Source organism: Erythrobacter neustonensis (assembly GCF_001663175.1).
Classification (GTDB): Bacteria; Pseudomonadota; Alphaproteobacteria; order Sphingomonadales; family Sphingomonadaceae; genus Erythrobacter; species Erythrobacter neustonensis.
The window spans coordinates 816,914-834,038 of record NZ_CP016033.1; the positions used below are offsets into that span (position 1 = coordinate 816,914).

Here is a 17,125-nt window from a genome sequence, read left to right on the forward strand (position 1 = left end):
AGCGATGCGTCATGGAATTGCAACGCACCAGCGGCGCGTTCTCGTCAGGCACGCGCCGCCGCGCCCACAAAAGCAAAGGCGCGGCGCCGGGGATGTCCCGGCGCCGCGCCCTGTCATGCTCGCGTCTGAACCGATCAGAAGCCGAGGCTGTCAGTGTTCACCCGGAAGCCGGCAAAGAAGTAACGTCCCAGCCAGCTCACAGGCGCATTCGACAGCCCGCGTGCGGGCAGTTCATTGGTGACGTTGTTGACCCCGACGAAGAACGCCGCGACTTCGTTGTCGGTGCGGAACTCGGCGCGCAGGTCGTGGGTGAAGCGGTCGCCGATCGTCAGGAACTCGGGCGCGGCGATATCGGGATCGCCGGCGATCTGGTCGCGTTCGAAGCGGAGCTGCTCGCCCACATACTGGAGGCCGTAGTTCAGCGTGACGTTGCCCAGCGTCCAGGTGATATCGGCAGTGCCGACCCATTCCGGTGCGCCCACTTCGCCCTGATCGTTATCGACGATCCCGCCATTGGCGGGCAGCACCCGCAGCTTGTCGAGATAGCCGACCGTGCCGCGCAGGTTGAACCGGCCCAGCCCGCCGTCACCCGGGGTGAAGGCGTAATTCACCGTCACGTCCGCGCCCGCGGTTTCGATGAAGGCGACGTTTTCGGGCGTGAGCAGGTAGTTGCTGACAAAGCCGGTGTCGGCCGACCGCGTGATCGCATCGCAGAACACGTTGTCGAGGCTCGCCGAATCAACGCAGAACTGCGCGGTTTCGTTGAGCGATGCGGTGCGCACCGCGTCGGTCAGACGGATGTCGTACCAGTCGGCGGTGATCGTCAGCCCGCGCACGAAGCTGGGCTGCAGCACCACGCCCGCGGTCCAGGTTGTCGCCTTTTCTTCGGTGAGGTTGCGGTTGCCCGAGAACACGCCTTCACGGCTGGCGCTGGCGTTGATGTCGCTGGCGGGGTCGAAGCTGTCGAAATCGACGCCCAAGCCTTCGATCAGCGCACGGCAGTTGGCCGCCCGGAACTCGGTACCTTGGTTAAGGTTTTCCGGGCCGCACGGATCGCTGATGAAGGAGAAGGTGCCGCTGCGCGGGGCGAACAGCTCGGTGATGTTCGGCGCGCGCACCGATTCCGAATAGCCGCCGCGGAAGCGGACGTCGCGGATCGGCGCCCACTGACCGTTGACCGACCAGGCTTCGGTGGTGCCCACGGTCGAATAGTCCGAAATCCGGCCTGCGACGGTGAATTCGAGCACTTCGAAGAACGGACGATCCGACAACAGCGGCACGTTGATTTCGCCGAAGGCTTCCCACACGTCGAAGCTGCCGCGTTCGTTGGCAAGCAGCGCCAGATCGGCGAGCACGCCGGTGCCGGCATCGAAATCGGTCACCTGCGTCGAGATCGGATCGGGGCGGAAATTGCTGCTTTCCTTGCGATATTCCGCGCCGAAGGCATAATTCACCGCGCCGCCGGGCAGCGTGAACAGCCCGCCGAAATCGCCCGTCACGAAGGCGTTGGCGACGTGCTGTTCGATCCGGTAATCGTTGCGCGTATCGGTCAGGATGAAGTCGAGCGCAGCCTGGCTGGGCGCGCCTTCACCGAAGATGTTGAGCGGAACGCACTGCCCCGGGGTGAAGGTCTGCGGGGCTTGGCCGTAGTTGCCCGTTCCGGCATCGACGATCGCGCCGCCATCCACATTGACGCGGCAATCGAATACGCCGTTGGGCGTGCCGGTCCGGAACTGGCCGACATCGACCACGTCGAGCGCGGCGAAGTAACGGTCTTCGATCCGCTGGTTGGTCGACACATAGCTCGTGTCGTTGCGGCCATAGACATAGCTCACTTCGAACTTGGCGCGTTCGCCCAGCGATCCGTCCGCGCCGATCACGGTGCGATAAAGATCACGCTCGAAATTCTCGTTGCGGGTGCCGAAATCGAAGTTGTCGCGGTTGAACAGCAGGCCGCCGAAGGTCCCCAGCCCGGCCGCGCGCACGCTGTCGGGAATGAAGGGGTTGTCTTCGGAAATGAAGGTCGAGAAATCGAAGCTCGGCTGCGCGATCGTGAAGTTCTTGGTCTTCACGTATTTGCCTTCGGCGAACAGGCGCACGTCGGGCGTCAGGTCGAACGACAGGAAGGCGTTGAACGAGTGGTGCTTGGTGCCCGCCTGAAGATCGCCCTGATAGTCGTTGATCGAGGTGTTGTCCCCGCCGCGTGCCAAGAAGCCCGACTGCGGCAGGAAGGTGCCCGGATCGAAGACGGTGCCATTGCCGTTGAAGACCGCGGCAAAGCTGTCGTCGATGATCAGCGCGCCGCCGGGCGAGCTGTCCGAATAGCCGAGGAAATCGAGGAAGATGTTGTCCGGCACGTTCGGATCATCGGGAATGTCGTTGGGATTGCGCACCAGCCGCTCTGCCGAAGGGCGGCCGAACGGACGATCGCCGAAGCCGACGCGGCCATCGCGGCGGAATTCATACGACAGCGCAATGTTGCCGCGGTCGTCGGCGAAGTTCTTGCCGATGGTGGCCGAGACGAAGTTGCTGGGCGCATCGCCGAAATCGGAGATGCCGTTCTGCGCGCGGATGTCGATCCCTTCGAAATCGCGGCGCATGATGAAGTTGACCACGCCCGAAACGCCGTCCGCGCCGTAAACCGACGACACGCCGCCGGTCAGCACGTCGACGCGCTCGATCAGGCCGGTGGGAATGGTGTTGATGTCGACCGCGGCCTCACCCGAAACGCCCGCGACGTGGCGGCGGCCGTTGACCAGCACCAGCGTGCGGTTCGAGCCGAGGTTGCGCAGGTTCAGCAGGTTGACGCCTGCTGCCCCGGTGCGTGCCTGCGATCCGGCAGCGTTGAAATTGGTTTCCGAGCCGAACAGCGCCGGGTTCTGCGCGAGCAGTTCGGTGACGTTGGTGATCCCCGACTGGACGATGTTTTCCGCGGTGATCGCGACCACCGGGGTAGCGGTGGCGGCTTCGGGGCGCTGGATGCGCGTGCCGGTGACGACGATCGCCTGGCCCGCATCATCGGCTGCGTCATCGGCATTGTCCTCGGTGACGACATCGGCGTCCTGCGCCTGCGCGAGCGAGGGCATGCCCGCAGCCAGCGCCAGTGTGCCTGCGCCGATGATGAAGCGCACGCGGCGCAGTCCCTTGGAGTGCATGGTCATGATGTATCGGAGTTCCTGTGTCATTCTGCTCTGTCGTCGGTCGGCAGGTCAGCGCGGCCAAAGCCGCAACCGTCCTGCACGCAGCGTCTGCGATCGGATAGGATCAGCCAGCGCGGACGGCCCGATTTCCGGCAAAGCGCGCGCGCTTCCAGAACATAAATTACATTCCGCCGCAGCGGCGGTGAGCTTGCGATGATTGTGCGCGCAGTGTTGCCAATCTGCCGAGACAGGGCGAGGGGTTAGCGGGGCGAAGCGAAAATCGCGCGCGCCTTACGCCTCAAGCTCGACATCCCAATAGAGCCAGTCGCGCCAGGTTTCGTGCAGATAGCCGGGCGGAAACAGCTTGCCCGCCTGCTGCAATTGCCAGCTGGTCGGGCGGATCGGGGGATGGTGCAGCGCCATTCCCGCCTGCTTCGGGGTGCGCCCGCCCTTCTTCATGTTGCACGGCGCGCAAGCGGTGATGATGTTCTCCCACGTGGTGCGCCCGCCCAGCCGGCGCGGGGTGACGTGGTCGAAGGTCAGCTGCTCGTGGCTGCCACAATACTGGCACTGGAAACGATCGCGCAGGAACAGGTTGAAGCGTGTGAAGGCAGGAAATTCGCTCTGCTTCACATATTGCCTGAGCGCGATCACGCTCGGGATTTTCATGTCGAAGCTGGGCGAATGGACCTCGCGCTCGTAGCTGGCGACGATATCCACCCGGTCGAGGAACACCGCCTTGATCGCGGTCTGCCACGGCCACAGGCTGAGCGGGTAATAGGACAGCGGCGTGTAATCGGCATTCAGCACCAGCGCGGGGCAGGCCGACAGGTTGCGCGTCGGGTCTTCGTCGACCCCGCGAAAGCGCGCCGCTTTCTCGATCAGTTCGGCATTGAACACTGTTGGCGTTCCTCCCTGATTTGCTCCATCCTGCCGTGCCACGCGCAAGAGTCAAACCTGTTACGGCGCGGCTATCCACAATGACGCGCTGTGGAAATCCTGTGGATGGCGCAAGATTGTGTCGTGTGGCATGGGCCTGGCGATGGATTGTCCGCACGTTACCCGCTTTGCCCCCAGCCCCAACGGCCACCTGCATCTGGGCCACGCGCTGTCGGCAATCGCGGCGCATGATCTGGCGCGGCCAGGCGGCGGGCGGTTCCTGCTCCGCATCGAGGATATCGACGGGCCGCGCTCGCGCCCCGAACTGGCCGACGAATTTCGCGCCGATCTGGCGTGGCTGGGGCTGGAATGGGAGGACGTCCCCGCCCAGTCCACCCGCCTCGCCAGCTATGCCGCCGCGGCCGAGACGCTGAAGGCGCGCGGGCTGATCTACCCGTGCACCTGCACCCGCAGCGAAATCGAAGCCGCCGGCGCGCGCGAAGGCAGCGACGGGCTGATCTATCCCGGCACCTGCAAGCACCGCGGGGCCGATCCGGCGCGACCCGCTGCATGGCGGCTCGATGCCGAAAAGGCGCTCGCGCAGACCGGGCCGCTGGTGTGGGAGGACGCGCTGGCCGGGCCGCAGGCCGCGGACATGTCGCTGCTTGGCGATATCGTGCTGGTCCGCAAGGATCTGCCCGCCAGCTATCACCTTGCGGTTACGCTCGACGATGCGGCGGACGGGGTGACGCTGGTGACGCGCGGGGCCGATCTGTTTGGGGCAAGCCACGTCCACCGCACGCTCCAGGCGCTGCTCGGCCTGCCCGTGCCGCGCTGGCACCATCACCCGCTGCTGCTGGCAGACGACGGCCAGAAACTCGCCAAGCGCCGCGGCTCGCCATCGCTCGCCGCGCGGCGCGAGGCCGGTGAGGATGGGCGCGTGCTTGCGCAGCAACTCAGGGTGCAACTTTGCCACTTGGAACCTGACGCCGCCGCGTCCATTTAGACACCATGAGCTACATCCTTATCCCCGTGCTGCTGATCCTGATGGGCCTCACCGCCTATTCGCTGATCAAGGGTATCGTCGCCTTCCTGAAGACGACCAAGATCGACCTTGAAACCGGCGAGGGATCGACCGCGACCGACATGCAGCTTGCCCAGAACAAGGCGATGTATGCGCGCATCAAGTATCAGGGCCTCGCGATCGCGGTGGTCGCGATCCTGCTGGCGGTGACGCGCTGATCGCTTCTGCCTGATGGTCAAGCTCAACAAGATCTACACCCGCACCGGGGATGACGGGACGACGGGGCTCGTCGACGGATCGCGCTGCCCCAAACATTCGGCGCGCATCCATGCGATCGGCACGGTGGACGAAGCGAACAGCGCGATCGGGCTGGCGGCAGTCAAGATGACGGGCGCACCGGGGGCTGAAATCACCCGCATCCAGAACGATCTCTTCGACCTTGGCGCGGATCTTGCCACGCCGGGAGACGATTTCGCCCCGTCCGAAATGGTGCTGCGCATCGTGCCCGCGCAGGTCGAATGGCTGGAACAGCGGATCGACGCGCTCAATGAAAAGCTCGCGCCGCTGACCAGCTTCATCCTGCCGGGCGGCAGCGAACTGGCCGCGCGCCTGCACATCGCCCGCGCCACCACGCGGTCGGCGGAGCGCGGCATGGTGGCCTTGGCGGCGCAGGATGCGGTCAATCCCCAAGCGCTTGCCTATATCAATCGTCTGTCGGACTATCTGTTCGTGCTTGCCAGGGTCGTGAACGACAATGGCCGGGCGGACGTGAAATGGGTGCCGGGGGCAAGCCGCTAGTCAATTAGTGTGCTGGTCAGCCCCCGCGAACCTCGCTAGGGCAGCGCCTTTGCTGCACTTGCGAAGGACACAGACCTCATGCGCAACATCGCTGTCATCGGCGCCGGACAGATGGGCACCGGCATCGCTCAGACCATTGCCGCCAATGGCATGCAGGTGATGCTCACCGATGTCGACCTGCCCCGCGCCGAAGCGGGCAAGCTTGCCATCGAAAAGGCGCTGGCAAAGCTGATGGGCCGCGGCAAGATCGAAGCGGCCGAGGCCGAAGCCCTGCTCGCACGGATCACCACGGTCGCAGACTACGCCCCCTTCGCCGATGCCGACCTCATAATCGAGGCCGCGACCGAGCGCGAGGAGATCAAGAACGCGATCTTCGACCAGGCGGGCAAGGTATTGAATTCCGCAGCGGTTCTGGCATCGAATACCTCGTCGATCCCGATCACGCGGATGGCGAACCATTCGCCCGATCCTGCGCGTTTCATCGGGCTGCACTTCTTCAACCCCGTGCCCGTCATGGGCCTGATTGAAGTGATCCCCGGCCTTGCCACCGCGCAGGACACCACCGACCGCATCACCGCTTTCGCGCGCGGTCTGGGCAAGGAAGTGGTGCTGAGCCAGGACGAACCCGGCTTCGTCGTCAACCGCATCCTCTTGCCGATGATCAACGAAGCGGTCTTCGTGCTCGGCCAGTCGACCGCGGGGATCGAGGACATCGACAAGGGTTGCCGCCTCGGCCTCAATCACCCGATGGGGCCGCTGCAACTCGCTGATTTCGTCGGGCTCGATACCTGCCTCGACATCATCAACGTGCTTTACACGACCACGCGGGACAGCAAGTACCGCGCCGCGCCCTTGCTGGTGAAATATGTCGAGGCCGGCTGGCTGGGCCGCAAGACGGGCCGCGGGTTCTACGACTATTCGGGCGAGGTTCCGGTCCCCACGCGCTGATCGGGCGCAAAGCCAGCGCATTTGGTCGCACCCGCCTGCAACATTTTCCCGCTTCCCGCGCTTTGGCGGGGAGAAGGAGAATTTCCATGTCTGCACGCGATTACGATCAGGCCCCCGAAGATCACGACAGCGAACAGGATCCCGTCGGCACGCAGGCGCAGGATGTCGCCGACGAGGCGCGCCGCGAGGACAGCCGCACGTCGAGCCCGCTCGAAAGCACCAAGCCCGACGCGGGCGGCTATGATGTCGCCCCCGACAGCACGCCTGATCTGGTCGACGAGATGCGCCGAATGGAAGGCGACGGCACGATCGACATGTCGGCCTTTGCGGGCGAGCCCAACCATGACGACGAGGAAGGCACCTACGGCACCGACACCGCCGATACCAGCCGCGACGACTGGGTCACCGCCGATGGCGCGGAAATGGTCGAACAGGCCGATCTGCTCGATGACGCCGGGCTGATGGAAGAAGCCGAAATGAACGATGAGGACGATATCGTGCGTTCGGCCTTGCCCGACGACGAAGAGGATTGAGCAATCCCGTGGCGGCGCGGCAGCAATGCCCGCCGCCGCGCCTATTTCAGGTGGACCGGCTCATCCACCCGCAACGCATCAGGCGCATGAGCCGCGGCGGTCGCGCCGTTGTCGCCGGCAACGTATGTCCCGAAAATCGAAGGCTTGGCGGCGGTCGCTTGGCCCTCGCCGGGTGCTGCGATTGCGGCATCGCCATCCTTTGACGACGACAGGCTGGCGATCTTTGTCAGCAGGCCGCCATCGTCCGAGGTGCCGACCATCGACACCGCGCTGAAAAGCGTCATCGCTGCGAATATCAACGCGATCTTGCTGTTCTGGAACACCGCCTTGTACATGGCCATGGCCATAGCAGGCGACGGGTTAAGCCTTGGTTGAGCCTGCGCGCCATCAGCGCGGCAGCGCGCGCTTCCATTCGTATAACAGGTCGAGCGCCTCGCGCGGGGTCAGCGCATCGAGATCGGCGGCTTTCAACGCCTCGGCCAGCTGGTGTTCGGGGCCGGCGGGCGGCGTCGGTTCGGGATCGCGCAGATTGGCGAACAGCGGCAGATCGCCAAGTCCTGCGGCAATCCCCCCGGTCGCCTCGCGCGTGGCTTCGAGCTTGGTCAGCACCGCCTTGGCTCGCGCGACGACATTGGCGGGCACCCCGGCCAGCCGCGCGACTGCGAGGCCATAGGAACGGTCCGCCGGCCCCTTCGCCAGCTCGTGCAGCAACACCAGATCGCCCTGCCATTCGCGCGCGCGGACATGGTGCAGCGAAAGCGCCTCGCAGGTTTCGGCCAGCCGGGCGAGTTCGTGGTAGTGCGTGGCGAACAGGCAGCGGCAGGCGATCTGGGAATGCACCGCCTCGGCCACCGCCCAGGCGAGCGCGAGCCCGTCATAGGTCGATGTCCCGCGCCCGACCTCGTCGAGGATCACGAAACTGCGCGGCGTCGCCTGCGCGAGGATCGCCGCGGTTTCGACCATTTCGACCATGAAGGTCGAGCGGCCCCGTGCGAGGTTGTCGGCAGCGCCGACGCGGCTGAACAAGCGGTCGACCAGCCCGATCCGCGCCGTGCTTGCCGGGACGAAGCACCCGGCTTGCGCGAGCAGCACGATCAGCGCGTTCTGGCGCAGGAAGGTCGATTTGCCGCCCATGTTCGGCCCGCCGATCAGCCACAACCGGTTGTCGGGGGCGAGCGCGCAGTCGTTCGCCACGAATCGTTCGCCGGTGCGCGCCAGCGCGGCCTCGACCACCGGATGGCGGCCTGCGGTTATTTCGAGGCAGGCCTCGTCCAGCACCTGCGGACGGCACCAGTCGGCCTCGCCCGCGCGTTCGGCGTTGCCTGCCCCCACATCGAGCCGGGCGAGCGCCGCGGCGGTCTGCGCGATTATCTCGCGCGCATCGACCACGGCGGCGACCAGCGTTTCGAAATGCGCTTCCTCGCAGGCCAGCGCGTGGCCGCCCGCCTCGGCGATCCGCGTCGCTTCGGCGTGAAGGGTGAGCGAATTGAACCGCACCGCGTCCTTCATCGTCTGGCGGTGGGTAAAGCCGCTATCCGCTGCCATCAGCCGGTCGGCGTGGCGCGCACTGACCTCGATGAAATAGCCCAGCACGCCGTTGTGCCGGATCTTGAGACTGTTGATGCCCGTTTCCTCGCGGTAGCGCGCCTCCATCGCGGCAATTGCGCGGCGCGCATCGCCCGAGGCGCCGCGCAATTCGTCGAGCGACGCATCATAGCCATCGGCGATAAACCCGCCGCTGCCGCGCTCGGTCGGCGGCGACGGCACCAGCGCGCGCGCCAGTCCGTCGGTCAGCGCGCCATGTCCGGTGAGCTTGCCGACCACGTCGACGAGCAACGCCGGCGCATCGGGCGCGCCCGCGAGCCAGTGGTGGAGCCGCGCCGCCTCGGTGAGGCCGTCGCGCAATTGCCCGAGATCGCGCGGGCTCCCCCGGCCCGCCACCACCCGGCCAAGCGCACGGCCCAGATCGGGGATGCTGCGCAAGGCATCGCGCAGGCTCGCCCGCTCGATCGGGCGGTCGCGCCAGAACTGCACCAGCGCCAGCCGCGCCTCGATCATCGCGGTATCGAGCAAGGGCGCGGACAGATCCTCGGCGAGCAACCGCGATCCCGCTCCCGTGACGCAGCGATCGACCGCGCCGATCAGGCTGCCCGCACGCCCGCCCTGCGCCGATTCGAGAATTTCGAGACTGCCGCGCGTCGCCGCATCCATCGCCATCGTGCCCGCGCTGCTGCGCGCGACAGGCGGCAGCAGCAGCGGCAGGCTGCCGCGCCCGACATGGTCGAGATAGGCGATCAACCCGCCCGCCGCGCCCAGCATCGCACGGGTGAATGTGCCGAACGCGTCGAGCGTCGCCACCCCATGCACCGCGCAAAGCCGTGCCACGCCTGCATCGCTGGCAAAGCCGGTGCGCGGGCGCAGGATCGCGTCTTCGGGGACGCCGAGATCCTTTGGCGCCCAGTCCTCGGGCACCACCACTTCGCTTGGCGCCAGCCGCGCGAGCACCGCGCCCAGATTTTCGGGCGTGCATTCTTCGAGCACCATCGCGCCGGTCGACACATCGACCGCGGCCACCCCGATCGCCCCGCGCAGTTCGGCAAGCGCGGCGAGCATGTTCGCGCGGCGCGGTTCGAGCAGCGCCTCCTCGGTCAGCGTGCCCGCCGTGACCAGACGCACGATCGCGCGGCCCACCAGCGCCTTCGACGATGGGGTGCCTTCGCGCTTGGCGCGTTCCTTGGCCTCGCCCGGAGTTTCGACCTGTTCGGCGATCGCCACCCGGCAGCCTGCCTTGATCAGCCGGGCCAGGTACCCTTCGGCCGAATGCACCGGCACCCCGCACATCGGGATCGGCGCGCCGCCATGTTCGCCCCGCGTGGTCAGCGCGATGTCGAGCACGGCCGCAGCGGTGCGCGCATCCTCGAAGAACAGCTCGAAGAAATCGCCCATCCGGTAAAACAACAGCGCATCGCCCGCCTCTTCGCGCAAGGCGAGGTATTGCGCCATCATCGGGGTCGGTTTGGATTCGGGAAGCGCGGCCATGCGCCCCGCCTAGCGCCGCGCGCCACGATTGGGAAATGGCCCCGCAAGGGCTTTCCCCGAAGTCGCTTGCATTTCCGCCTATCGCCCGCGCGCCAGCCTCGCTAAGCGCATGGGCCATTGACGTTAGGGATTGCACAAGGGATCGACACGATGTCCGACGGAACCATCACGCCGGAAGAGAATAAGGGCGGCTTCACCGCGCGTGAGGCGCTGTTCTACCACGAAACGATCCGCCCCGGTAAACTCGAGATCGTCGCCACCAAGCCGATGACCTCGCAGCGCGACCTTTCGCTGGCCTATTCGCCGGGTGTGGCCGTTCCGGTCGAAGCGATCGCCGCCGACCCCTCGCTCGCCGCGCGTTACACCGCCAAGGCGAACCTCGTCGCGGTGATTTCCAACGGCACCGCGATCCTCGGTCTCGGCAATCTCGGCGCGCTCGCGGCAAAGCCGGTGATGGAAGGCAAGGCGGTGCTGTTCAAACGCTTTGCCGACGTCGATTCGATCGACATCGAACTTGCGACCGAAGACCCCGAAGCCTTCATCAACGCGGTCGCGCTGATGGAGCCGACCTTCGGCGGGATCAACCTTGAGGATATCAAGGCGCCCGAATGCTTCATCATCGAAGCCGCGCTGCGGGAACGCATGAAGATCCCGGTGATGCACGATGACCAGCACGGCACCGCGATCATCACCGCGGCGGGCCTGCTCAACGCATGCCACCTGACGGGCCGCGATATCCGCGACGTGAAGGTGGTGGTCAACGGCGCGGGCGCCGCCGCCATCGCCTGCACCGCGCTGATCAAGGCGATGGGCGTGCGCCATGACAATGTGATCATGTGCGACCGTTCGGGCCCGATCACCCCCGGCCGCCACGACATGGACCAGTGGAAGAGCGCGCATGCCGTCGCCACCTCGGCCACCAGCCTCGAAGAGGCGCTGGTGGGGGCGGATATCTTCCTCGGCCTGTCGGCTGCCGGCGCGCTGAAGCCCGAATGGGTGCGCAAGATGGCCGACCGCCCGATCATCTTCGCGATGGCCAACCCCGTCCCCGAAATCATGCCCGACGAAGCGAAAGCCGTGCGCCCCGATGCGATCATCGCCACCGGGCGCAGCGATTTTCCCAATCAGGTCAACAACGTGCTGGGCTTCCCCTTCATCTTCCGCGGCGCGCTCGATGTGCAGGCGACCACGATCAACGAGGAAATGAAGGTCGCCGCCGCCGAAGCCATCGCCGAACTCGCACGCCAGCAGGTGCCCGAGGAAGTCGCGCTCGCTTATGGCAAGAACCACAAGTTCGGCACCGATTACATCATCCCTGCCCCCTTCGATCCGCGGCTGATCGAGGTTGTCTCCTCCGCCGTGGCCAAGGCGGCGATGGATTCGGGCGTCGCGCGCGCGCGGATCGAGGATTTCGACGCCTACCGCGTGATGCTGCGCAGCCGTTTGAACCCCACCACCTCGGTGCTGTCGGGCGTCTATGAAATCGCCAAGGCGAACCCGAAGCGGATGGTCTTTGCCGAGGCTGAAGAAGAAGTGGTGCTGCGCGCCGCGATCCAGTTCCGCGATTTCGGCTATGGCATCCCGATCCTCGTCGGGCGCACCAAGGCGGTGCTCGACAAGCTGCACCAACTGTCGGTGGGCGATCCGGGCAGCTTCGAAATCCAGAACTCGGCCGACAGCGAGCACGTGCCCGCGATGGTCGATTTCCTCTACAAGCGCCTCCAGCGCCGCGGTTATACCGAACGCGACGTGCGCCGCATGGTCAACCAGGATCGCAATGTCTTCGCCTCGTTGCTGGTGGCGCTCGGGCACGGCGACGGGATCATCACCGGCATGACCCGTACCTTTGCCCAGACCGTGCGCGAGGTGAACCTCGTGCTCGATCCCAAGGAAGGCGCGCTGCCGTTCGGCATCCACATGATGATCGGCAAGAACCACACTACCTTCCTTGCCGACACCACGATCAACGAACGGCCCAATGCGCAGGAACTGGCGCATATCGCCCGCGAAACCGCTGCGGTCGCGCGGCGCATGGGCCACGAACCGCGGGTCGCCTTCCTCTCCTATTCGACCTTCGGCAATCCTTCGGGCCAGTGGCTCGCCAGCATCCGCGAGGCGGTGGCGATCCTCGACCGCGAGGATCCGGGCTTCGAATATGAAGGCGAAATGGCACCCGACGCCGCGCTCAATCCCAAGGTGATGGCGCTCTATCCCTTCAGCCGCCTGTCGGGCCCCGCCAACGTGCTGATCATGCCCGGGCTGCAATCGGCCAACCTGTCGGCCAAGCTGCTGCGCGAACTGGGCAGCAACGCGACGATCGGGCCGATGCTGATCGGGATCGAAAAGCCGGTGCAGATCGTGCCGATGACGGCAAGCGCGCCCGACGTGCTCACCCTTGCTGTGCTCGCGGGTGCGGGCGTGGTGGGATAAAAGGGCCGCTGCCGCTTTGATCTTGCACTAGGTTGGCGCGGCGGCAGGCGCGGTTGGGGGCGATGCCGGGGGCTCTTTGCCCCCGCCAGACCCCTTCCAGACCCCCTCCTGCCCGGCTTTACCGGCCTTTCGCGCAGGCCCGGCGGCAATGTTTCACGTGAAACATCGCCGCGCCGGACCCTAAGGGCGAGTGCGCCTACTTCCGCCGAAAGCGGAAATACCAGACCTCGTGCCCATAAACGGTGCGGGCCTTGTGTTCGTAGCGCGTCTCGGGCCAGCCGGAGGGGCGCACCTGCCAGTCGGACGGCTTTTCCACCACCCATTCGAACACATCGGTGTGCCGCTGCATCACCATCAGTGCGTGGCGCAGATAGACCGCGTGATCGGTGCCGAACCGGAATTCGCCGCCGGGTTTGAGCTTGTCGGCGAACATCCGCACCGGCCCGTCGTTCATCATCCGCCGCTTGGCATGGCGCGCCTTGGGCCAGGGATCGGGGTGGAGCAGGTAGAGCATGGTCAGCCCGTCATCGGGCACCCGCGTGAGCACCTCCAGCGCGTCGCCGTGATGGATGCGGATATTGGCCAGCCGCTGGTCGGCCACATGCGTCAGCGCCTGCGCCACGCCGTTGACGAAGGGTTCGGCTCCGATGAACCCGTGATCGGGGAGGAGGTCGGCGCGGTAGGCCAGATGCTCGCCCCCGCCGAAACCGATCTCGAAATGCAGCGGGCGCTGGTCGCCGAACAACACCTCGGATGTCACCGGCCCTTCGGCGGGCACGGCGATCTTGGGCAGCAGGTTGTCGACCAACCCCTGCTGATAGGTGCGCAGTTTCTTCCCCACGGAGCGGCCGTAAAGCCGCGAGATGGTGGTGGGGTCGCCTTCCTTGAATGCCGTCATGGGGCAGGCCCTTAGCAAATCCGCACGCGCGCTCCAGCTTTCCTTTGCATGAAAGCGCGGCGGGCTGGCCTCAGGCTTCGAGCTTTTTGGCCTTGGCCTCGGCCCAGGTCTTGCCGGGCTCGCCGCCCCACAAGAGCCAAGCGATATAGCCTGCGCTGGGGTCCTTGTCCGAACCCCAGCTATGCGCGGCGCCATCCTTGTCGACCGCATGGCGCGCGAAATAGCTCGCCATCGCCTTCACGTCCTTTTCGCTGACCGGATCGCGGTTGGCGAGCTGGTGCGCCCGGGCAACGCCGACTTCGGTGCCGCCGCGCCCGAATTTCTCGTGCAGCCGCAAGCCGTGGCGCGCGGCCGAGGCCATGCGCTGGGTCGGGGTGAAGGTCTGTTGCGCCACCGATCAGGCTTTCTTGAGTGCGGTGGGCTTGTGCGCGGCCTGCTTGCCGTCGTCGGTTTCGACCAGATATTGCGGCTCGTCCTTGGACGCGGCGACCTTGTGGCCCTTGATCGAGGTTTCCTCGGTCAGCTTCTTGACCACCTTGCCATGCGCGGTGCCGCCGTGGCTCGACCAGCTTACCGTGTCGCTGCCTTCAGATTGTCTGCCATCGCCTTGTGTCCTTCTTCACGATTGAAGACAGGCAAGATCGCAGCCGCATCTGATGTTCCACACGCAAACGGCCCGCGCCAGAAGACACGAGCCGTTTTCAAGGCAGATGGAATTGCTCCGGCCCACAGGGTCGCAAGGCCACGCGGCCGCCCCGCAGGCGCTCAAGCCCGCAGGGCTTGAAACGGCGCCGAGGACGCTCGCCCGGAGGGGCGAGCGGAAAACAGATTACGCCGCTTCGACCACCGTTTCGTCGTCGCGCAGCACATAGCCGCGGCCCCAGACCGTCTCGATGTAATTTTCGCCGCCGCACGCGAGGCTCAGCTTCTTGCGCAGTTTGCAGATGAACACGTCGATGATCTTGAGTTCGGGCTCGTCCATCCCGCCGTAGAGGTGGTTGAGGAACATTTCCTTGGTCAGCGTGGTGCCCTTGCGCAAGCTGAGCAGTTCCAGCATCGCATATTCCTTGCCGGTGAGATGCACGCGGCTGCCGTCCACTTCGACGGTCTTGGCATCGAGGTTCACCGCGAGCTTGCCGGTGCGGATGACCGACTGCGAATGGCCCTTCGAACGGCGCACCACGGCATAGATGCGGGCGACCAGTTCTTCGCGGTGGAACGGCTTGGTGACGTAATCGTCGGCGCCGAAGCCGAAGGAGCGGATCTTCGAATCCATTTCCGAAATGCCCGAAAGGATCAGCACCGGGGTCTGCACCTTGGCGACGCGCAGTTTCTTGAGCACGTCGTAGCCATGCATGTCGGGCAGGTTCAGGTCGAGCAGGATGATGTCGTAATCATACAGCTTGCCCAGATCGAGGCCTTCCTCGCCAAGGTCGGTCGAATAGACATTGAAGCCTTCGGTGGTGAGCATCAGCTCGATCGCCTTGGCGGTGGTCGGTTCGTCTTCGATCAGCAGAACACGCATCTTAATCCCCTGTCCTTGCCCTGGTGCTTCGGCCCCATGGTAACCCCTGCTTAGGAGAGGTTGAGACCTGTTAACCACGCAACTTCTCACCAAAAAAGGTTAATAAGAAGTTTAGGTCGTTAACTTTTTGATGTGAGACTTTCGAGTCACACTCGCAGCCGGCCAATACCTAGCGAGGGATAAAGGTTTACCTGTCGCCGGACACCTAGGGATAATTGCGTGGTCTGCGCCGGCGCGCCCGAAAGCCGCGGGGCGCAATTTTGGTGTGCGGCAATGGTAAAGACTGTGCGGCCAGCAGCGCCGAAGACCCGCCTCAGCGCACCCCGGCCATCTTCTTGGCGCGCCGGCGCTCCGCGCTCGACCCCAGCCCGATCGCCTCGCGATATTTGGCGACCGTGCGCCGCGCCAGATCGAAACCTTCCTTTTGCAGCATGTCGGCAAGCTGTTGATCGGACAGGATCGCCTTTACCGTCTCGGCATCGATCAGCGCCTTGATCCGCGCCTTGATCGCAGCCGATGATGCGCCCTCGCCATCGGCCGAGGCGACCCCGCTGGTGAAGAAATACTTCAGTTCGAACGTGCCCCGTGCGCAGGCGAGATACTTGTTGCTGGTGACGCGGCTGACCGTGCTTTCATGCATTTCGATCTTCTCGGCCACCTCGCGCAAGGTCAGCGGGCGCAGTTCGGCTACCCCGCGGCGGAAGAACCCGTCCTGCTGCTTCACGATTTCGGCTGCGGTCTTGAGGATCGTCTTCTGCCGCTGGTCCAATGCGCGGATCAGCCAATGCGCGTCCGCCAGCTTTTCCTTCAGCCAGCCTTGCGATTCGCGGCTGGTCGCGCCCGCGTTGAGTTCGACATAGTAGCCGCGGTTGACGATCAAGCGCGGCAGCGTGTCCTCGTTCAACGCGATGTCCCACCCGCCCGCGGCATTGGCGGTGATGATGATGTCGGGGATCACCGAACTCGTATCGCAGGCAGCAAAGGCGAGACCGGGTCGCGGATCGTAGCTGCGCAATTCGCGCAGCATGTCGGCGAAATCCTCGTCGTCGACCCGGCACAGACGTTTGAGCCGCGCGACCTCGCCGCGCGCCACCAGATCGAGATTGGCGATCAGCATCGCCATGCACGGATCGTAGCGGTCCGCCTCGCGCGCCTGAAGCGCGATGCACTCGGCTAGATCGCGCGCGCCTACCCCGGTCGGATCGAGCGATTGCACAAGCGCCAGCGCCGCCTCCACCAGGTCGCTGCCGACCCCCAGATCGCCGGCAACTTCGCCGAGCGGCGTGGTGAGGTAACCCGCGTCGTCGAGCAGTCCGATCAGACGGCGGGCGACCGCGCTGACCTGCGGATCGCGGGTTTTGAGCCCGACCTGCGCTTCGAGATGCTCGCACAACGTGACCTCGGCGGCGCGCAGCTGCTCCCAGTCGGGCAGGTCGGCAAGGTCGGTGCCCGGCGCGCCGGCCGCGCCCCATTCGGCATCGCGCAGCCCCGGCCCCGCGCCGTCGCCGGTATCGAAATCGCGGTCGACCGAAGCCAGATCGAGCGGCGCATCGCCCTCGCCCCCGCCCGCCAGCATCAGCTGATCGGCAGGCGCATCCTCGCCCGCAGGGGCGGCAAGGGCAATCGGCTCGGGCTCGCCCGGATCGGCCGGCCCGCCGGTGTCGAGCAAGGGATTGGCCTCCAGCGCCTCGGCGATGAAGGTTTCGATTTCGAGGTTGGAGGCCGCCAGCAGCTTGATCGCCTGCTGCAATTGCGGCGTCATCACCAGCGATTGCGACTGCCTCAGATCAAGGCGCGGGCCTAATGCCATTATGCGTCGATCCGCATTTCGCTTCGAAAAATGCTGCGCGCCCCGCCAGCCCGCTCCCCCGCCCTTCCACCCGGGATCATATGCCCAAGGGCGGAAGGGCG

General features: G+C 65.6%; 15 protein-coding genes. 6 read left to right on the plus strand and 9 right to left on the minus strand.

What is annotated here, in order from left to right; all coding sequences use genetic code 11:
* Positions 1-134: 134 nt before the first annotated feature.
* Positions 135-3,161: a TonB-dependent receptor plug domain-containing protein gene (locus A9D12_RS03855; RefSeq protein WP_068353597.1), complete on the minus strand. Its 3,027-nt coding sequence runs from the start codon at positions 3,159-3,161 to the stop codon at positions 135-137.
* A 270-nt stretch (positions 3,162-3,431) separates the two neighbouring features.
* Positions 3,432-4,040, minus strand: a complete 609-nt coding sequence (locus tag A9D12_RS03860) for an HNH endonuclease (protein ID WP_068349958.1) — start codon at positions 4,038-4,040, stop codon at positions 3,432-3,434.
* 142 nt (positions 4,041-4,182) lie between these two features.
* Between A9D12_RS03860 and gluQRS the strand changes: the two genes are divergently transcribed.
* From gluQRS to A9D12_RS14840, 5 genes are all read left to right on the plus strand, one after another.
* Positions 4,183-5,025 carry a tRNA glutamyl-Q(34) synthetase GluQRS gene (gene gluQRS / locus A9D12_RS03865; protein WP_068353600.1) on the plus strand — a complete coding sequence of 281 codons (843 nt, stop codon included), beginning with the start codon at positions 4,183-4,185 and terminating at the stop codon, positions 5,023-5,025.
* Between the two features lie 5 nt (positions 5,026-5,030).
* Positions 5,031-5,261: an HIG1 domain-containing protein gene (locus A9D12_RS03870; RefSeq protein WP_068349960.1), complete on the plus strand. Its 231-nt coding sequence runs from the start codon at positions 5,031-5,033 to the stop codon at positions 5,259-5,261.
* Between the two features lie 13 nt (positions 5,262-5,274).
* Entirely contained in the window at positions 5,275-5,841 is a 567-nt protein-coding gene (locus A9D12_RS03875; RefSeq protein ID WP_068349962.1) for a cob(I)yrinic acid a,c-diamide adenosyltransferase, read from the plus strand.
* Positions 5,842-5,919: 78 nt separating this feature from the next.
* Positions 5,920-6,789 carry a 3-hydroxyacyl-CoA dehydrogenase NAD-binding domain-containing protein gene (locus tag A9D12_RS03880; protein WP_068349964.1) on the plus strand — a complete coding sequence of 290 codons (870 nt, stop codon included), beginning with the start codon at positions 5,920-5,922 and terminating at the stop codon, positions 6,787-6,789.
* 86 nt (positions 6,790-6,875) lie between these two features.
* On the plus strand, positions 6,876-7,322 hold the full coding sequence (locus A9D12_RS14840) for a hypothetical protein (protein WP_068349966.1): 447 nt from the start codon (positions 6,876-6,878) through the stop codon (positions 7,320-7,322).
* A gap of 41 nt (positions 7,323-7,363) precedes the next feature.
* On the opposite strand, the gene A9D12_RS03890 is transcribed toward A9D12_RS14840, so the two are convergent.
* A complete protein-coding gene (locus A9D12_RS03890; protein WP_197489875.1) occupies positions 7,364-7,669 on the minus strand; it encodes a hypothetical protein in 306 nt (101 codons plus the stop codon).
* A 40-nt stretch (positions 7,670-7,709) separates the two neighbouring features.
* On the minus strand, positions 7,710-10,361 hold the full coding sequence (gene mutS, locus A9D12_RS03895; protein WP_472311256.1) for a DNA mismatch repair protein MutS: 2,652 nt from the start codon (positions 10,359-10,361) through the stop codon (positions 7,710-7,712).
* 150 nt (positions 10,362-10,511) lie between these two features.
* Between mutS and A9D12_RS03900 the strand changes: the two genes are divergently transcribed.
* Positions 10,512-12,791: an NADP-dependent malic enzyme gene (locus A9D12_RS03900; protein WP_068349970.1), complete on the plus strand. Its 2,280-nt coding sequence runs from the start codon at positions 10,512-10,514 to the stop codon at positions 12,789-12,791.
* A gap of 196 nt (positions 12,792-12,987) precedes the next feature.
* On the opposite strand, the gene trmB is transcribed toward A9D12_RS03900, so the two are convergent.
* The 5 genes from trmB to rpoN form a co-directional block, all read right to left on the minus strand.
* Positions 12,988-13,689, minus strand: a complete 702-nt coding sequence (gene trmB / locus A9D12_RS03905) for a tRNA (guanine(46)-N(7))-methyltransferase TrmB (protein ID WP_068349972.1) — start codon at positions 13,687-13,689, stop codon at positions 12,988-12,990.
* A 70-nt stretch (positions 13,690-13,759) separates the two neighbouring features.
* Positions 13,760-14,083, minus strand: coding sequence for a hypothetical protein (locus A9D12_RS03910; protein ID WP_197489876.1), 324 nt, complete (start codon positions 14,081-14,083; stop codon positions 13,760-13,762).
* 3 nt (positions 14,084-14,086) lie between these two features.
* The gene (locus A9D12_RS03915) at positions 14,087-14,224 is read right to left on the minus strand and encodes a hypervirulence associated TUDOR domain-containing protein (RefSeq protein ID WP_082925384.1); all 138 of its coding nucleotides are present in this window, start codon (positions 14,222-14,224) and stop codon (positions 14,087-14,089) included.
* 294 nt (positions 14,225-14,518) lie between these two features.
* Positions 14,519-15,214 carry a response regulator transcription factor CtrA gene (gene ctrA, locus A9D12_RS03920; RefSeq protein ID WP_054119309.1) on the minus strand — a complete coding sequence of 232 codons (696 nt, stop codon included), beginning with the start codon at positions 15,212-15,214 and terminating at the stop codon, positions 14,519-14,521.
* Between the two features lie 313 nt (positions 15,215-15,527).
* Positions 15,528-17,024 carry an RNA polymerase factor sigma-54 gene (gene rpoN / locus A9D12_RS03925; protein ID WP_068349974.1) on the minus strand — a complete coding sequence of 499 codons (1,497 nt, stop codon included), beginning with the start codon at positions 17,022-17,024 and terminating at the stop codon, positions 15,528-15,530.
* Positions 17,025-17,125: the final 101 nt, after the last annotated feature.